This is a genomic window from Marinobacter alexandrii, assembly GCA_039984955.1.
Lineage (GTDB): Bacteria > Bacteroidota > Bacteroidia > Cytophagales > Cyclobacteriaceae > Ekhidna.
Genome location: JBDWTN010000007.1, coordinates 2248549 through 2262449 on the forward strand (window position 1 = coordinate 2248549; position 13901 = coordinate 2262449).

The following is a 13901-nucleotide window of genomic DNA, read 5'->3' on the forward strand; positions in this document are numbered from 1 at the left end:
TAGAGTTGGACCATTTTCGAATATATAGTATTTACTTAATTCGTAACGGAATCAACATCGAACGAATCATACTTTTTACTTAAAAAGTTTAAGAATAAGTTTGTGCATGGACAAGAAATTTTTAAGGCTCAAAGGTCTTTCAATATCAAAAGAGGATTTTGAACTTAGATATAATGTTTCATTATCGGACTTAGAATGGCATAACCTGATAAACTCATGTACAAGCTCTTGGGAAGATCATATAGAAGAGTTAAAACTTATGGCGTTTAAGCATATTAAAGAATCTATGAATAGCATAGGGTATAGAGTGGCTCTTGAGGAGAAGGATATAATATTTCAAAAGATAAAATGAATCTTCTTTACTTTAATATTAATTCCAAAATATTCAATTTAAGATTAGGTGTTATTGTTTTACTATCATTGACCTACTCAATAAGTGCTTTTACTCAAGGTGTTTGGACTGCAACTCATTCTTGGAAAACTGCATTGGTTAATAAGGATACGTTGGATTATTATGAAAATGCTGATAATCCTGGAATTCCTAATTTTGGAGACACGTTATACTATAGAAGTTCCGGAATCTGGTATTTAAATAATAATCGCCTTTATCCTTGGTTTGGAACCAGGCATAATTCAGAATTTCCTTTTAGTGTTGAGTTTACAAAAAATCAAGATAGCATATCATTTATTTATCACAGGGACAGATATACTGGGATAATCAAAGATGATTCTATGGTCACTTGGTCAAGCTCGGATTATATTGATTATAGAACATTCCATAAGAAGGTTTTGACGTCTACAATATATCCAAAAGTTCACATATCTAGACTAGCTGACAGCACTGCTTGGATCATAAAACATGACAATAGAGAATACAAGCTTTTGCTTCACGATGATTCTAAAATGACCATTCAAATATCTAATGATTCGATCTCTTACTCTACTGAAGGAGAGTGGAAAGTGGGTGAATTAGGTGGACATATGTTTCTTTCTATTTACTCAGGACATTTGAATAGCTATTCACAAAATGAGTTACGTCCGAAAGGACCTATACATTTTACAGATACAGACGGAAAGGGATATAGGGGAGCTATTTATTTATACGATTCAATTAATGGCCCCTACATTGAAGAGATTTCAATTGAACCATCACAATATAAATTAAGTAAGAAAGTCATTGCAAAAATTGAAAAAAGACTAATTGGAGTATGGTCCGCAGATATAAAACCGAAAAATCATAAGTCTAGGTATAGGGATCTATTTGAAGATAATCCCATTCACTTTTCGCTAGAATTTAAAAACAATATGGAATACGAAATAATCCAGTATTGTGACGATGTGAAAAACCAAGCTATACTTAGTAAACGAAAAGAATCCGGTATTTGGTCACTTGGTCTTTCTGGAGATTATATTTTATTTAAAAAAAATTATTCTACACCTGGAAAAATAGTTTCTCTAAAGAAAAGGAAGATGATATTTGATCGTGAGATCTCGACTCAAGTCAGCAATCACAAAAAATATATGCGCCTTAATTTGACTAAGCAATGATCAAAATGGAATATAGAAAGCTCTATTTCTGTAACTTTTTCATCATATCCTCTTTAATTAGTTCTTCATATTCATCTTTCCAATCTAGTAGTACATTCGTTATTAATGTCGCCATACTTACATCATAGTGCATAGCAACATGCTTGTAGTAGGTATGCAAGCTATCCTTAATATTAACTGTTCTGTTTCTCCCCTTTATTTGACCATCAATTTCTTTTATAAATCTTTCTACGTTCATCCTTAAAATTCTTTGGTTAATCGTCACTTTACTGAAGGGCAAAAATTAAGCTATTTATTTTACACTTAGACTATAGTCTATGGACATAGGATTACGCTAGTAATAGCTTGTCCTATCGATGGAAGGTCAATCAATAGGGAAAGAATTTGGAAGCCAGCTAAGGAAACTAAGGCTTGAAAAAGGTCTTTCTCAAGAAAGGCTTGCTTTGAATTCTGGATACCATCCTACCTATATATCTCATCTTGAAACGGGGAAGAAACTTCCGACTCTAGAAACATTAATTGAACTCTCAAAGTCCTTAGGTACCAACTTAACTATTCTCTTAGAGCCTTTCATCTAAAACTGGTATAATATAGTTTTTCTATATTCCTCAATTTTAGATGCAAAATGTCTAGTAAAAATCATCTAAGACCAGTTATAATAAGGTTTAAAGGCAAAGAGCAGAGAGGCTTTTTTCATAGATTCGTTTATAGTTCCTCTAACTATCATAGTGTAACACAAGCTTTGGTAGAACTGACTGATGGTCGGTTAAAATATTTTGATCCTTACTTCATACAGTTTACCGATCGACAATTAAAAGAAGAAGAGCTAAAAAATTCTAAGAAAAATGATGACTAAAAATATTACTTTATAGAAGAAAGCTTGAAATTATAAACAGTACAATAGATGAATTTAAAATAGGAACTGCAACGCTATTTAACCACTTTCTTAATAGTATAACCTCAATATCTTGCACTTGGGAAAAGGAACTAATTGATCTCATTCAGCTTAAAATCTCGCTTTTTGCTTTCTAGATTTCTTTGTTTAGCCTCAGAAAGTTCTGGAAAAAAATCTATGCCTGTCAATACTTCAACTTCGTCAACACTTTTCACATAATCCATGAAATCACTTGATTCAGGATGCTGAGGAAAAACAAAAGCAATCGTTTTAATAGTTGCTCGATAGCCTCGTTGATAAGCAAATATCTTATAGCTATGAGACGGTATTGGGATTTCATTTCCTATTGTTCCCATTTCGTCCTTAAATACAGGACCTGTTATCACAAATAAATCGTTTACTTCTTTTTCTTCGGTATCATCTTGTGAAAGTGTTTTTCGAGCATAGCTTTCTAGACGCTGCCATATTCCCCTATTTAAGTCACGATGTTGAGGAATAATATTTGACATTAGATAGGTTTCTAACAATGCTGCTTGGCCATACTGTGCTTGAATAGCAGCATCTGGAGCCATGTGCCCTCGGTCATAGCCAGACCCACTGTAATCTTCATGTTTGATTTTAGCGGATGTCCTAGAATCGATCTGAAATGCTCTGGGTCGTTCCCATTTGATGAATGTGGTATCTGCCTTAAAATAAGATTTTTTGACATTACCCAAACGATAGCATACCCACATTGGATTTTTTGCGTCATTGGAATATCCAACTATAAAGCCTTTGTTATACAATATTTTTACTTCCCGGCCTTGTGGGAGACCTCCATAGGTAAACAATGAAGCCAGATGCTCTTGACCATAGACTTGTGCTATTAAAGAGACATACAGGAATAAACCTATTGATTTTTTCATGACACTTTTGGGTTTTTTTAAAGATAGTAAGAGTTCGGTTGAATGGTAAATAGGCTACGCCGTTCTTGAAAAGATCTTATTATATTCTAATTGTTCAAAATAGATTCTTATACAAGACTAATTTGAGCGAAATAACCATATCCAAAAAACAGAGCCTATTAATCCTGTTATATTGATTAATAATAAACCAATACTAGTCTGATGCTTCTTAAAAAGCGACATTACTCCTGGAATGATATATAAATGAGCTACAATGGTTATGGGTAAGAATAGTAATCCATATCCAAATCCACCACCTCCTGAACTTATCACACTAAATGTCATAGGTATGAAAAAAACCACATTGGAGATGATTAGAATAATTCCCGTTGTCAGAATTAGCTTTTTCATTCGTTTTATGAGACTAATCAAGACTATTCCAATACCATTCCTCCCAAATTTTTCTTGGTACGGTTTTATTACTTATTGTCCATCCCTTGAAATTACTAGGGTGGTTATAATTCAATACCGTGAACTGTAAGCGATAATGGCAGCCACATTTAAGTTTCCCTCCTTTATAAACAGTGGCATTATCGGTTACTTCGAATCCAATCACACTACCACCACTTAATTTAATAACCTTGACATCCAATTGAGCTTTACATGGACCATGGGTTTTTATAGACATCTGAAGGGAATCACTAAAGATTTCAGGTTGGAAAACTTTTCCTCCAGCTCTAGGATCGTCTAAACACTCGAAAGTTAAATCATTTACTTCTTGACTATAACACCAAGTATTAAAAGTAAAGATCAATGTAATTAATAGGACGGATTTCATTTCATTCGTTTTGTGAGACAGTTATTTTCAAAACATATTGCTACACCCGTCCTCTCCCTTAATGAGCTTTGCGAGTGGTTTCGAAAGGCTGAAAACTAAGATCTTAGAGCTCTGTACTCCATGTAGCGTTGATAATCCCAAACATAGGCAGCTTCTATGTCCGGAATATCTGGAACTGTTTGGCCATCCAACCACTTCATAAAGTCCTTGGAATCCTTGACTTGATCTACGATGATATATTCAATGCCATCATACTCGTGTATTGGTGCGTCTACTTTCATTAATGAGAACAAAAAAATAAAAGTAGCCAAATAATTCATATATGCACTATCGGAAATTGAATGTTCTTTTTGTGAGACACTTAATTTGATTGACTCAAGAGTTTAAGAAAATCTACTATACAAATAACCAATCCTATGATTCCAAAATTATTTCTGTGTTTCTTTATCGATAATCCTCCAAGTACTAATCCTACTAAAACCGTCACAAAGAGGACTCTTTTATTAGTGCGGCCGTATACAAAATAGGATACATTTTCAAATTGACTTTGAAGTTCATAGAACCTGAGGTTAAAATGTATGATGAAGCCAAGGACTATCAATCCAATCAAAATTGAGGCTATTCCCAACCGCTTGTTCATTCCATCATTCGTTTTGTGAGAAACTCTATGTTTTCAATTTACCCCAGAATAGTATTACAATAAGCATTGTTATAAGCAAAATTGTCATAGCAATTCCAGCAATCCTATTCGAACGAGCTTGCTGCTTCAAAGCTCTTTTCCTTACTTCAATTAAATCCTCGGACTCTTCCTCTTTCATTCGTTTTGTGAGATCAGATACGTTAAGTTTTAGTCGATTTACCAGTTTGCAAATCAATTTTACTTAGTTCACCAACCATCCAATAAGAGTCTCTACGAATTTTATTGAAATCATTTTGCATACTGGCAATGTAGATTTCTTTCTCTTCGAGGAATTCAGTAATTCTTTTGGGGCTATTTTTTCTTGAAAAACCTTCTAATAGCATGTCGTGAACTAGTCCGGCCATTTCATTTGTAATTTTCACAAAGCCCTTTACCATTTTTAAGGATTGGTCGTGTTCTTTGATAGTGTCCTTTGGAATTTTAATAGTTAAGTCATGTAATAAATTCTCAAAATCTCCCTTAATACGGAAGAGATCTATTGACAAGCTTCTCAATCGAATTTTTAAGGCACTTTTTTGCTCCAGATCATTTTTTCGCTTGGTCCAGTAGAAACTTAAGGCAGAAACAAATAGAGCAAGAATTGCTATCCAATTATTCTCAACATTTGAAATGAGTTCGTCCATTCTATTCTATTTGTTCGTTTTGTGAGACACAATTAATAAGCCGAAGTACTCACCTGACTATTTACAATATTGGAGGTAGTACTCCAAGCCAAACCAAAAACTAAAACTCCAAGAGCTGCTCCTACAATAGCTCGTTTGAGTTTCGAGTATTCCGAGAAAAGATATTCAGATTTACTATAACTCCATACATTGATTAGCAGCGCCAAAGAAAACCCAATTATCCAATAACCGATCATTGCTACCATCACACCAATCAGGGCAGCTATAAGAAGAGTGAAAATTGGAATTCGCTTTGCATTCATTTCGTTCAATTATAGTTCAATAGTTGCAGATTCATCAAATGATAGATGCTCATCGGTCTCAACATATCCTAGCTGATTTGTATGAACCATAGTGCTTTCTATTTTTAACGATTCATGATTGACATGAGTGTGGCCGGATATCCAATGATCTATTTTATAAGAATCCATCAACGGAACCATATTTACATGAAAAGCTTCTGATAGGTCATGGTTAAATCTTGGGTAGTCTTTGATGTAGTAATTGTTGTATGGAACGTGATGAGTAACGATAACCGTCTTTCCATCAAATTCATTTAACAATTCTTCTTGAAGAAATTTCTTACACTGATCATGACACGTATTGAACAGATTTACAGAGAGTTTTTCAGCTGTGTTTTCATAGTATTTACTCACATGAAAGTCAGATATCATCCTTTCTATAGACCATTGCTTTTTCTCTGAAACTTTTGAGAAAAGAGTGCTCATCAACATCCGAACATTATCACGAACTATAACCTTATTATTATAATAAGTGATGTTATTACGAATCTTGAATTCAAAATCAGGAAAAATATTTTCAATAGGAAAAACAAACCTATAGAATTCATGATTACCTGGAATCATTAAGACTTCATCAAATGTATCAGATAGTTGGTCCAGAACTTTATTTGCTAGATACGATTCCTCCAAATAGGTAATGTCTCCCGCTAAGATCAGTATGTCTGCTACCTTTTTAATTGGATTTTCTAGTAAATATTGGGTATTCGCATCCATTTCAAGATGTAGGTCAGATGCATATTGAATCGTCATTATTTGAGATGTTTATATCAAATTTAAGCCCTTTTATATCTTCGTTTTTGAGACTACTTTCTCATTTCCTTGTTTGACAAATCACCTCTATAAGTTTTGCCGTCCTTTCCAAATGACCAAACATTTGAAATTTCTCTAAGCTCCGATAACTGTTCATCACCTTTCTTTACTTGTTGCTTAGTCTTTCTCCGGAACTTTCTGTTAGCATCCATTTTATCTTCTTTCTCAGAATCAATACTTGCAATCCCTTGAATCTTGGTTTTCTTCCTCGATCTGCTCATTTCATTCGTTTTGTGAGACTTGTGTTACTTTCTAATTAATATATTTTAGAATTTCAAAATTGGATACGCCAAAGAAAACTGAATAGTTCTATTGAAGAATTCTGGATTATAATCTCTTATGTCAGAAACTCCATGAACGTACCTCAAATCCAGTTCTATTCCAATAGGTGATATCCAACCCAACCCAACCAACAGTCCAATATCTAGATTTGAATGTGCATTTGTGAAATTTCTAATAGTCGGAGGAGAAAAATTTACTTCCTTAGACTCATACGACATTAAGAAGCCTACTTGTGAGCCCGCTTGAAGTTTGATTCCTTTAAAAACAATTAACTCAAATATCAAAGGAATATTAACGAAATCAAGAGTATGCACTTCTCTATTTCTTGACCCGTTAGAGATGACAAAATTATGCACATCATCATGTTCATTGATAGCATATATGATTTCAATTCTTGAATTAATTTTATTGGACATTCTATATGAACCATACAACCCTGCTTGCCAGCCCCAACCATATTCGATTGTGCTATTGGGAGACAAATCTGGTATGTTTTTATCGGGATTAGAAGTTACGGCACCCACCTTTACGCCGAGTTGGAATTTATCTTGAGAATAAGATTCATTAATTAATCCTAGCCCAATTATTACTAATATCAATTTCTTTTTCATTCGTTTTGTGAGACTAATTATTGTTCTTCGAAGGTATGCGATCAATTATATATTCAGCTAGTTGAACGAACAAGGAAAAGAAAATGATAATTGGTAATCCACAAATTCCAAAGACGAAAATGATACCTGAGATACTTCTTGAAGTTTCTGTGCCTGAAGATTCAGAATACCAGCTCAGTCCCAAAAAGATTAAGCCTAAAAGTATCCAGGCAACTATAGCGAATAAGTAGAACTTGAAATACTTCTTCCTCTTTGTCATTCGTTTTGTAAACTAAAAAGATCTTTGAATTTATATATTAAATTCAAGGAAGGTGACAACTTTGCAATTGAAAGGATGCTAGAAATGAAAGAATCAAGTAGAACCGCTCCGTTTGTTTGCTTCTCCTGCAGAAAGCAATTTGAAAGAAATTGGGATTTCAAAACAAATTTCAAAGAGTGTCCTGAGTGTGGTGAAACTACTATTAGATATGACCACAAGTTTAGAATTCCAAAGAGAACGGATGACACTCAATGGAGGAAAATTGAATTTCTCAGAGATAATGGATTCTATTTCCAGAGAGTCTATGATCATATTGAAGACGGCGCATATCAAAATGCGAACTATCCAAGGGATTTAAACGAAGCAAAGGAATTTGTGGTGAAATACAGTGATTTTGCAATTAATCTGGAATAGATCTCAAAGACTTTATCCAATTGCTTCATTCGTTTTGTGTGACTAACGCTTAAAATTTAAAAATCAAATCCTCTTTGGAGATCTTCAGACTTCAAGTGTTTGCTTGCTTCTTTAATAAATTGCTCAGCATTCTCATCGGAAATTTCTTTTCCATTTAAACGATCTTGCCAGCCTTTTTCGGGAGGCCAAGAAATCCCTAGAAGCTCTAATTGCTTTTTAGACCAACCTCCATTTTTACTTCTTCCTTCTTCTATAAATTTCTTAGTAACAATCATAATGAATTCGTTTTGTGAGACAGTTAATCCTCTATTTTCTCATCAAAATAAACGTGTACAACTTCTTTAAATTCACTGTAAACGTTACTAATTCTAACAACTATAGACTTACATTGATCTTCAGTTAGAATCTTAAAATTGTGCGCGAAATCATTGCGGATAAATTTAAAGACTGTTCTTAATTCACCACGATAGTTTTTAATTGCAGAACTGAAGTTCTCTCTGTTTTTGACAATTACATCCCTGATATGAAACTCAATTAATCTCTGACCATATAAGTGAGTCTGATGGAGTTTTCTGATCGATGATTCTAAAAACAAAGAGGCTTCTCGTACAGCAGCATCATACTTTTTAATTTCAATAAAAGGCATAACTAATGATTCAATTTCTTCATGGAACTTAAGTTCTTGTACTATCTCGTAAACCTTCCTAAATCCTTCTGGAGTAATACTTACTGTCGACTCAACTTTTGCGAAAGTCTTATGATGTTCATCATCCTCGTGCTTAATTGGGCGGCTATATGTAGATTCTGCTAATTCCCCTTCAGTATTCTTAAGTGGGAGAAGTAGATTTCCATCTCTATCATATTTATTATGCGGTCCAAAAACTTTCTCAATTTCTTTGAACTTAATCATACTAAATTCAAAATCGCTAATCGCCCTAACACCCTCAATTAGGCTCATTTCTTGAAGTTCGATCAAATCCTCGTGCCACATTGCTAAATGGTAATTTTTATAGTCATAAACGTCTGTTAGGTTGCCAGGATCGCTATCAACGAAAAGAATACACTTATCTATGTCATCTATTTGATAAAAAGAGGTACCGTTCGGAAAGTTAGCCATAGTGGTTAAAGCCAATTTCCAGCCCATTCCAGGTGGATAGATTGGCCAATCAGCATGAATTGCCATCATACCTGGCAAATTGTTTTCAGTATAGTGAAGGAGTCCTGGACCAAACATACATCATTCTTTTTGTGAGCCTTTTTTTAATACAAACCAGATTGTCAATAGAAGTCCTAGACTATAGGAAATAGACATCATTCCAATTGAAGATAATGATCCATTTAGAATTAGATGACTTAAGATGATACTTAGCCCGGTGACTAAACCGACAATTGAAAGTACAAATAAGAGCTCCAAAGGTTGATTAAGATCAAATATGTTCCTGCCCAATTTAGGTCTTACAAGCACAGATTTATTACTATTTAGCTTTCCAAAGAACCAAAGAAGAGCATAAAACATACCTGCTACAAATAAGGTTATGAAGGGTGAAATAATTAATGTATAACCTAAACCGACTCCTTCATCAGGCAGTTGTTCTCCAGAAATAATCGAACTAAAATTGAGCAACCCGATTAACGTAAGAAATACAACAAGAATATTTTTGTTTCTTTTCATTAGTTTTATGAGACTAATTAACTAGGAAGAGATCTACTAGAAAAAGTGCTATCCCTGCTACTGCGAGCAGACTGAATTTATTTGATACTGAATTAGCATAATAGATGTACTTCCCGTGCTTAATAATATCAATTTCATCATGTATTTGAAAGTATCGACCAGAAGTACTAGCAAATTTCACCCAACCACTTTGCATCGTTCCAGATGAATCTGTATACTCAACTATTGGATATTCCAGTGTAGTCCAGGTACCTCCCACTCTACGGAATTTACTTTCGTAACCAGTTACTATTGCTTTAGATCTGACACCATTCCTCCTGATTGCCTTAACCCTGAGGAAAGTTGTAACACCTAGTGCTACAAGAAAGAGTCCAACGAGTGATAAAATGCTCAATGCTTAATTATTCGTTTTATGAGACAACTTAGCTATTTGGTGGTTACGTAAAGTGATTTTTCAATCGTACCTAAAAACTGTCCTAAATGACCTTTGTCTTTTGAATTAAAGATTCCGAAAATCTGAACTTCTCTTCCATTTATACGCTCCTCAAAATTGGCTACTATTATAGTATCATAATCAAAGCCTTCAACCCAAATTTGATTTGAGCCAAAACTTAAACGAACATTTTCAAATATGTAGGTGTATTTTCCCGAAATCAAAATCGTATCTCCATTAAAATCCTCGGGGTTTTCACTTATCGTATTCCAGCTAACTTCAGACAGGCCATCAATAAGATTCTCATCGCCCATCGAAAACCTGCAATTGTTTGAGGAATAATTCCAGCTCCCTCCCTGATCAAGACAATTGTCGCTCTTAAAAAATCTTACAACTCTCGGGTACCCCAAAGCTAATATTGCAATCAGCACAACTAATGTTATGAAAAGGTTCCTATTCATTCGTTTTGTGAGACAGATTAGTCTGGGTTATAACCGAGTGATTTGGCTTGTTCAATAAACTTGGATGACTTTTTCTTATCACCCCTTTCAAGATATAGTTGACCTAAGAAATAACTTCCTTCACCGTCATTCTTTAGCTTATTCCTTACACTGACTAGCAATTCAAAAGCTCTGGAATCATTAGAAGCAAAATATGTTTTTCCAAGAAGCAAATCAACTTTAGCTTTATTGTATCCAATGATATTCTCTGTTTCATTTTTACCTTTTTCGATAGCTGCAATTACTTCTTGATATCTTTTAATTCCAAAATAAGCCTGTGCTTTTCCATAATATCCATCAATCAAAGTTGAGTTAATCATAATGGCCTTGTCAAACCTCTGAATTGCCTGATTGTACTCCTTTTGTAAAAGCATTGCGTTTCCAAGAGTCACGTACGCTGAATAGTTTTCATTTAACCTAATTGATTTCTCAGCTAGTTCGATTGCTTTAACTGGATTTCCGAGAATGCGATGCATGGACCCAGCTAGATAATAAGCATCACAGAAACTACTATCTAACTCTATTGCTTTATTGAAATTCTTCAAAGCCTTACTATGATAATCTCCAACTCGGGCCATTAATATTTCTATTCCCTTTTTTGAAGCTAAAAAAGCATTATACGAGTTAGCTTGACAGAATTGTTTATACTCATTTATGAAGTTATCCTTAGGGTTATGCTGAGCAATCAATGAAAGAAAAGCTAAAAAGAAGAAGCTTGAAATTAAGTTACGCATTTACTAAAATTATTCGTTTTGTGAGACACAATTCTATTTATTTTCAATTGGATTTCCTGATGAATCATAGAGAACGGATTTTTCGTTAGAACCCCTATTCTTCTTTCGCTCCTGAAATTTAGTTATCCAAAATGGAACCGTTAAAAGTGGACCTAGTATCCATCCCAAAACAGAAATTAAATCCCTTAGATTATCGTAAGTAGGTTTTATAACTTTTAAGGAAATTCTATGATTTCTATCCCCGATCTTAACATTAATGCTTTGATCCCCGAGATATTTTGGCAAGACATTCCATGACATATTAGTGATTCCATGCAACCAAAATTGACCACTAGGACCACTTACTTCAAATGCGGCTGCTTGAACTTGAATTTGAGCTAAGCAACTATCACCTGTATTCCCAATTTCGAACTCCAAATCAAACGATTCATGGATTATTACTTTCCCCTCAGGATACCTGTGACCAGAGATAAATACGTCACAAGATTTAAGTGAATCAGTTAGGCTCGCGTACCAGGACTGGGTATACTCAACTTCATTTCGTGGTAAGAAGATATTAGAAATACCAATTAATAGGATGAAGACTCCTAAAAATGCAAATCTTTTAGCAGATTTCTGGTTTATCATAAGCTCGAAATATTATCCAATGTACAGTATGGTTCGTTTCGTTTTGTGAGACAAAATTGACAAACCAAATCTTAACATTTACAATTGATTCTTAACTTACCACAGTAGCCACAATACTTTTCATGGACATAATAAGCTCGCGCTAACCTTACATTTTTTACAAACCCAGGCTTAAATTCAAAGCCACACATTCTGCAGTAGTTATGCCCTTGGCTCTCGTACTCATTACAATCACTACATCTTTCCTTACTGATCATATTCAATTTCGTTTTGTGAGCTTAAATTTTGAGTTTCATTCTCAGATTTAGTTCTTTCTTATAGGCAGTTTCTTTATCCAATCCATACAATTCGATTTGCTCACGTATCAATCCATCATACCAGGTTGAGTAGCTATCAAAAGTGTTGTCACCACATATTTCTTTAGATTTTAGAAAGAATTGCTTGCTAGGGAATACCTCAATATAATTTAAGGCATTGTAGTTGTCGAATTCAGACACAGATCTTGATTCCATCGGTTTAACCATACTCTTCAGATCGTTATGATCCGGGAATAAGCATATCTCTAAATGCTGGTTATTCTCAAATGAAGACAACCAACCAATGATTTGATTTTCTTGCAGTGTCTGAACAAGTTTTTCTCTTTTTCTAAAATCCCTTTGCTTAATATCTAAATCATCAATTTCAGTTTCAAGTGGGTAACTATTTTGGTAAATCTCAACAATTGAAGATATCGCCCTTGCCCTTCGATCAATATAACTCACCATAAAGACTAAATCAATGTCGCTAACAACCTTCCAAACTTGGGGTGTTGGGTTATTTCCCTGGCTATGAATAGCAATAGTATTAAGCGAAAAGAAGATGCAATCTCTATAATCGAACCCATTTCCAAGTCGAACTAAAAATGTACCCTTTGGCACTATGGCATGTCCATATTTTGTTACTGGACTCACGGATTATTCGTTTTGTGAGACTACTTAATGGACATCAATTCCATCAAAAAAGATCTCTGAAATCACAGTATCATCGTATTTGTCCCCTTTATACACTTCGAGAATCTCAAACTTAAGTGTCCAGGATTCTTCCTTTTTTAGTTCTTCGAAATCTGCTCGATTACCTTTGCCAAATTGGCCAATCTTGAATTTCTGTTCAGCAATTCTATCTTCCAACAAGAGAATACCTACTGGAGTATCATTATAATACACCTTCAATTTTTTTACTCTCGAATTAGCCCTCCATGAGGATTCACTTTTCACATAACCATTTACAACGATAATGTCCGTGACTCTCGGACTTTCAGGAGCAAATTCATAAATTAAAAATTCTCCAATTCCATACCCTTTCACTCCTTCTACCCAAGCATTTTTATAGCTTAAATCATGAGCATTCTTTGGTATATAAATATTGCTACCCTGTGATTGTAAGTAGCTAGAAGCAGTCACTTCACGAGGACCACCGCCACAGTACCAACTACAACCTTCACCAACAATGTCCCACATATCTTTGTAAACTTCACCATATTTTTCAAATACAGTTTTCTCTTTTTGAGATAATTCTTCCCAAGACTTTTCTCCACTATTCAAGGCCTTCATGGCTTTATCCTTGACTGCCCATTCGGCTTGAGCTTCGACTCCAAAATCCAACGCCTTAACCTCAGGTGTGAAGACCTTAAATTCCTGACTCCACATAATTTGAGAAAAGATCATTAAGATGCTAAACATTAAGAATTTCAT

At 34.4% G+C, this 13901-nt stretch carries 26 protein-coding genes; 5 read left to right on the top strand and 21 right to left on the bottom strand.

Translation table 11 applies throughout. From position 1 onward, the window contains the following. Window positions 1–106 precede the first annotated feature (106 nt). Window positions 107–352, top strand: a complete 246-nt coding sequence (locus ABJQ32_16230) for a hypothetical protein (protein MEP5291203.1) — start codon at window positions 107–109, stop codon at window positions 350–352. Continuing rightward, the gene (locus tag ABJQ32_16235; GenBank protein MEP5291204.1) at window positions 349–1548 is read left to right on the top strand and encodes a hypothetical protein; all 1200 of its coding nucleotides are present in this window, start codon (window positions 349–351) and stop codon (window positions 1546–1548) included. The genes ABJQ32_16230 and ABJQ32_16235 overlap by 4 nt, the downstream gene beginning before the upstream one ends. Window positions 1549–1570: 22 nt before the next feature. On the opposite strand, the gene ABJQ32_16240 is transcribed toward ABJQ32_16235, so the two are convergent. Next, window positions 1571–1786 (bottom strand): hypothetical protein, encoded by a 216-nt coding sequence (locus tag ABJQ32_16240; protein MEP5291205.1) that lies wholly within the window; start codon window positions 1784–1786, stop codon window positions 1571–1573. 118 nt (window positions 1787–1904) lie between these two features. On the opposite strand from ABJQ32_16240, the gene ABJQ32_16245 reads away from it, so the two are divergent. Further along, entirely contained in the window at window positions 1905–2126 is a 222-nt protein-coding gene (locus ABJQ32_16245; GenBank protein MEP5291206.1) for a helix-turn-helix transcriptional regulator, read from the top strand. A 47-nt stretch (window positions 2127–2173) separates the two neighbouring features. Further along, on the top strand, window positions 2174–2404 hold the full coding sequence (locus tag ABJQ32_16250; protein MEP5291207.1) for a hypothetical protein: 231 nt from the start codon (window positions 2174–2176) through the stop codon (window positions 2402–2404). Window positions 2405–2535: 131 nt separating this feature from the next. Here the strand turns inward: ABJQ32_16250 and ABJQ32_16255 are convergent, their stop codons facing one another. From ABJQ32_16255 to ABJQ32_16305, 11 genes are all read right to left on the bottom strand, one after another. Further along, window positions 2536–3348, bottom strand: a complete 813-nt coding sequence (locus ABJQ32_16255) for a DNA/RNA non-specific endonuclease (GenBank protein ID MEP5291208.1) — start codon at window positions 3346–3348, stop codon at window positions 2536–2538. A 117-nt stretch (window positions 3349–3465) separates the two neighbouring features. Beyond that, complete coding sequence (locus ABJQ32_16260) at window positions 3466–3738, bottom strand: hypothetical protein (GenBank protein ID MEP5291209.1); 273 nt, start codon at window positions 3736–3738, stop codon at window positions 3466–3468. 13 nt (window positions 3739–3751) lie between these two features. Further along, entirely contained in the window at window positions 3752–4165 is a 414-nt protein-coding gene (locus tag ABJQ32_16265; protein ID MEP5291210.1) for a hypothetical protein, read from the bottom strand. Window positions 4166–4260: 95 nt separating this feature from the next. Then, window positions 4261–4446 (bottom strand): hypothetical protein, encoded by a 186-nt coding sequence (locus tag ABJQ32_16270; protein MEP5291211.1) that lies wholly within the window; start codon window positions 4444–4446, stop codon window positions 4261–4263. Window positions 4447–4830: 384 nt separating this feature from the next. Beyond that, entirely contained in the window at window positions 4831–4983 is a 153-nt protein-coding gene (locus ABJQ32_16275) for a hypothetical protein (protein ID MEP5291212.1), read from the bottom strand. A gap of 22 nt (window positions 4984–5005) precedes the next feature. After that, window positions 5006–5488 (bottom strand): hypothetical protein, encoded by a 483-nt coding sequence (locus ABJQ32_16280; protein ID MEP5291213.1) that lies wholly within the window; start codon window positions 5486–5488, stop codon window positions 5006–5008. Window positions 5489–5520: 32 nt separating this feature from the next. Beyond that, entirely contained in the window at window positions 5521–5790 is a 270-nt protein-coding gene (locus ABJQ32_16285; protein ID MEP5291214.1) for a hypothetical protein, read from the bottom strand. Window positions 5791–5799: 9 nt separating this feature from the next. Then, complete coding sequence (locus tag ABJQ32_16290) at window positions 5800–6579, bottom strand: metallophosphoesterase (GenBank protein MEP5291215.1); 780 nt, start codon at window positions 6577–6579, stop codon at window positions 5800–5802. Window positions 6580–6632: 53 nt separating this feature from the next. Further along, complete coding sequence (locus tag ABJQ32_16295) at window positions 6633–6860, bottom strand: hypothetical protein (GenBank protein MEP5291216.1); 228 nt, start codon at window positions 6858–6860, stop codon at window positions 6633–6635. Between the two features lie 45 nt (window positions 6861–6905). Next, window positions 6906–7532 carry an outer membrane beta-barrel protein gene (locus tag ABJQ32_16300; GenBank protein ID MEP5291217.1) on the bottom strand — a complete coding sequence of 209 codons (627 nt, stop codon included), beginning with the start codon at window positions 7530–7532 and terminating at the stop codon, window positions 6906–6908. A 13-nt stretch (window positions 7533–7545) separates the two neighbouring features. Further along, window positions 7546–7791: a hypothetical protein gene (locus tag ABJQ32_16305; GenBank protein ID MEP5291218.1), complete on the bottom strand. Its 246-nt coding sequence runs from the start codon at window positions 7789–7791 to the stop codon at window positions 7546–7548. A gap of 24 nt (window positions 7792–7815) precedes the next feature. Between ABJQ32_16305 and ABJQ32_16310 the strand changes: the two genes are divergently transcribed. Beyond that, on the top strand, window positions 7816–8205 hold the full coding sequence (locus tag ABJQ32_16310) for a hypothetical protein (GenBank protein ID MEP5291219.1): 390 nt from the start codon (window positions 7816–7818) through the stop codon (window positions 8203–8205). Between the two features lie 56 nt (window positions 8206–8261). Here the strand turns inward: ABJQ32_16310 and ABJQ32_16315 are convergent, their stop codons facing one another. From ABJQ32_16315 to ABJQ32_16355, 9 genes are all read right to left on the bottom strand, one after another. Further along, on the bottom strand, window positions 8262–8480 hold the full coding sequence (locus ABJQ32_16315) for a hypothetical protein (protein ID MEP5291220.1): 219 nt from the start codon (window positions 8478–8480) through the stop codon (window positions 8262–8264). A gap of 23 nt (window positions 8481–8503) precedes the next feature. After that, a complete protein-coding gene (locus ABJQ32_16320) occupies window positions 8504–9439 on the bottom strand; it encodes a TIGR02391 family protein (protein ID MEP5291221.1) in 936 nt (311 codons plus the stop codon). 3 nt (window positions 9440–9442) lie between these two features. After that, window positions 9443–9877, bottom strand: a complete 435-nt coding sequence (locus ABJQ32_16325) for a hypothetical protein (GenBank protein MEP5291222.1) — start codon at window positions 9875–9877, stop codon at window positions 9443–9445. Between the two features lie 13 nt (window positions 9878–9890). Next, a complete protein-coding gene (locus tag ABJQ32_16330; GenBank protein ID MEP5291223.1) occupies window positions 9891–10271 on the bottom strand; it encodes a hypothetical protein in 381 nt (126 codons plus the stop codon). 32 nt (window positions 10272–10303) lie between these two features. Then, the gene (locus tag ABJQ32_16335) at window positions 10304–10771 is read right to left on the bottom strand and encodes a hypothetical protein (protein MEP5291224.1); all 468 of its coding nucleotides are present in this window, start codon (window positions 10769–10771) and stop codon (window positions 10304–10306) included. Between the two features lie 17 nt (window positions 10772–10788). Next, window positions 10789–11544 (bottom strand): CDC27 family protein, encoded by a 756-nt coding sequence (locus ABJQ32_16340; protein MEP5291225.1) that lies wholly within the window; start codon window positions 11542–11544, stop codon window positions 10789–10791. Between the two features lie 33 nt (window positions 11545–11577). After that, window positions 11578–12171 (bottom strand): hypothetical protein, encoded by a 594-nt coding sequence (locus ABJQ32_16345; protein ID MEP5291226.1) that lies wholly within the window; start codon window positions 12169–12171, stop codon window positions 11578–11580. Window positions 12172–12449: 278 nt separating this feature from the next. After that, window positions 12450–13121 (bottom strand): hypothetical protein, encoded by a 672-nt coding sequence (locus ABJQ32_16350; protein MEP5291227.1) that lies wholly within the window; start codon window positions 13119–13121, stop codon window positions 12450–12452. Between the two features lie 24 nt (window positions 13122–13145). After that, window positions 13146–13901: a hypothetical protein gene (locus ABJQ32_16355; GenBank protein ID MEP5291228.1), complete on the bottom strand. Its 756-nt coding sequence runs from the start codon at window positions 13899–13901 to the stop codon at window positions 13146–13148.

What these genes read in the sequence shown, in the direction of transcription:
- ABJQ32_16230 (MEP5291203.1), top strand. Translation starts at nt 107, where the DNA reads ATGGACAAGAAATTTTTAAGGCTCAAAGGTCTTTCAATATCAAAAGAG.
- ABJQ32_16235 (MEP5291204.1), top strand. Translation starts at nt 349, where the DNA reads ATGAATCTTCTTTACTTTAATATTAATTCCAAAATATTCAATTTAAGA.
- ABJQ32_16240 (MEP5291205.1), bottom strand. Translation starts at nt 1,786, where the DNA reads ATGAACGTAGAAAGATTTATAAAAGAAATTGATGGTCAAATAAAGGGG.
- ABJQ32_16245 (MEP5291206.1), top strand. Translation starts at nt 1,905, where the DNA reads ATGGAAGGTCAATCAATAGGGAAAGAATTTGGAAGCCAGCTAAGGAAA.
- ABJQ32_16250 (MEP5291207.1), top strand. Translation starts at nt 2,174, where the DNA reads ATGTCTAGTAAAAATCATCTAAGACCAGTTATAATAAGGTTTAAAGGC.
- ABJQ32_16255 (MEP5291208.1), bottom strand. Translation starts at nt 3,348, where the DNA reads ATGAAAAAATCAATAGGTTTATTCCTGTATGTCTCTTTAATAGCACAA.
- ABJQ32_16260 (MEP5291209.1), bottom strand. Translation starts at nt 3,738, where the DNA reads ATGAAAAAGCTAATTCTGACAACGGGAATTATTCTAATCATCTCCAAT.
- ABJQ32_16265 (MEP5291210.1), bottom strand. Translation starts at nt 4,165, where the DNA reads ATGAAATCCGTCCTATTAATTACATTGATCTTTACTTTTAATACTTGG.
- ABJQ32_16270 (MEP5291211.1), bottom strand. Translation starts at nt 4,446, where the DNA reads ATGAAAGTAGACGCACCAATACACGAGTATGATGGCATTGAATATATC.
- ABJQ32_16275 (MEP5291212.1), bottom strand. Translation starts at nt 4,983, where the DNA reads ATGAAAGAGGAAGAGTCCGAGGATTTAATTGAAGTAAGGAAAAGAGCT.
- ABJQ32_16280 (MEP5291213.1), bottom strand. Translation starts at nt 5,488, where the DNA reads ATGGACGAACTCATTTCAAATGTTGAGAATAATTGGATAGCAATTCTT.
- ABJQ32_16285 (MEP5291214.1), bottom strand. Translation starts at nt 5,790, where the DNA reads ATGAATGCAAAGCGAATTCCAATTTTCACTCTTCTTATAGCTGCCCTG.
- ABJQ32_16290 (MEP5291215.1), bottom strand. Translation starts at nt 6,579, where the DNA reads ATGACGATTCAATATGCATCTGACCTACATCTTGAAATGGATGCGAAT.
- ABJQ32_16295 (MEP5291216.1), bottom strand. Translation starts at nt 6,860, where the DNA reads ATGAGCAGATCGAGGAAGAAAACCAAGATTCAAGGGATTGCAAGTATT.
- ABJQ32_16300 (MEP5291217.1), bottom strand. Translation starts at nt 7,532, where the DNA reads ATGAAAAAGAAATTGATATTAGTAATAATTGGGCTAGGATTAATTAAT.
- ABJQ32_16305 (MEP5291218.1), bottom strand. Translation starts at nt 7,791, where the DNA reads ATGACAAAGAGGAAGAAGTATTTCAAGTTCTACTTATTCGCTATAGTT.
- ABJQ32_16315 (MEP5291220.1), bottom strand. Translation starts at nt 8,480, where the DNA reads ATGATTGTTACTAAGAAATTTATAGAAGAAGGAAGAAGTAAAAATGGA.
- ABJQ32_16320 (MEP5291221.1), bottom strand. Translation starts at nt 9,439, where the DNA reads ATGTTTGGTCCAGGACTCCTTCACTATACTGAAAACAATTTGCCAGGT.
- ABJQ32_16325 (MEP5291222.1), bottom strand. Translation starts at nt 9,877, where the DNA reads ATGAAAAGAAACAAAAATATTCTTGTTGTATTTCTTACGTTAATCGGG.
- ABJQ32_16335 (MEP5291224.1), bottom strand. Translation starts at nt 10,771, where the DNA reads ATGAATAGGAACCTTTTCATAACATTAGTTGTGCTGATTGCAATATTA.
- ABJQ32_16340 (MEP5291225.1), bottom strand. Translation starts at nt 11,544, where the DNA reads ATGCGTAACTTAATTTCAAGCTTCTTCTTTTTAGCTTTTCTTTCATTG.
- ABJQ32_16345 (MEP5291226.1), bottom strand. Translation starts at nt 12,171, where the DNA reads ATGATAAACCAGAAATCTGCTAAAAGATTTGCATTTTTAGGAGTCTTC.
- ABJQ32_16355 (MEP5291228.1), bottom strand. Translation starts at nt 13,901, where the DNA reads ATGAAATTCTTAATGTTTAGCATCTTAATGATCTTTTCTCAAATTATG.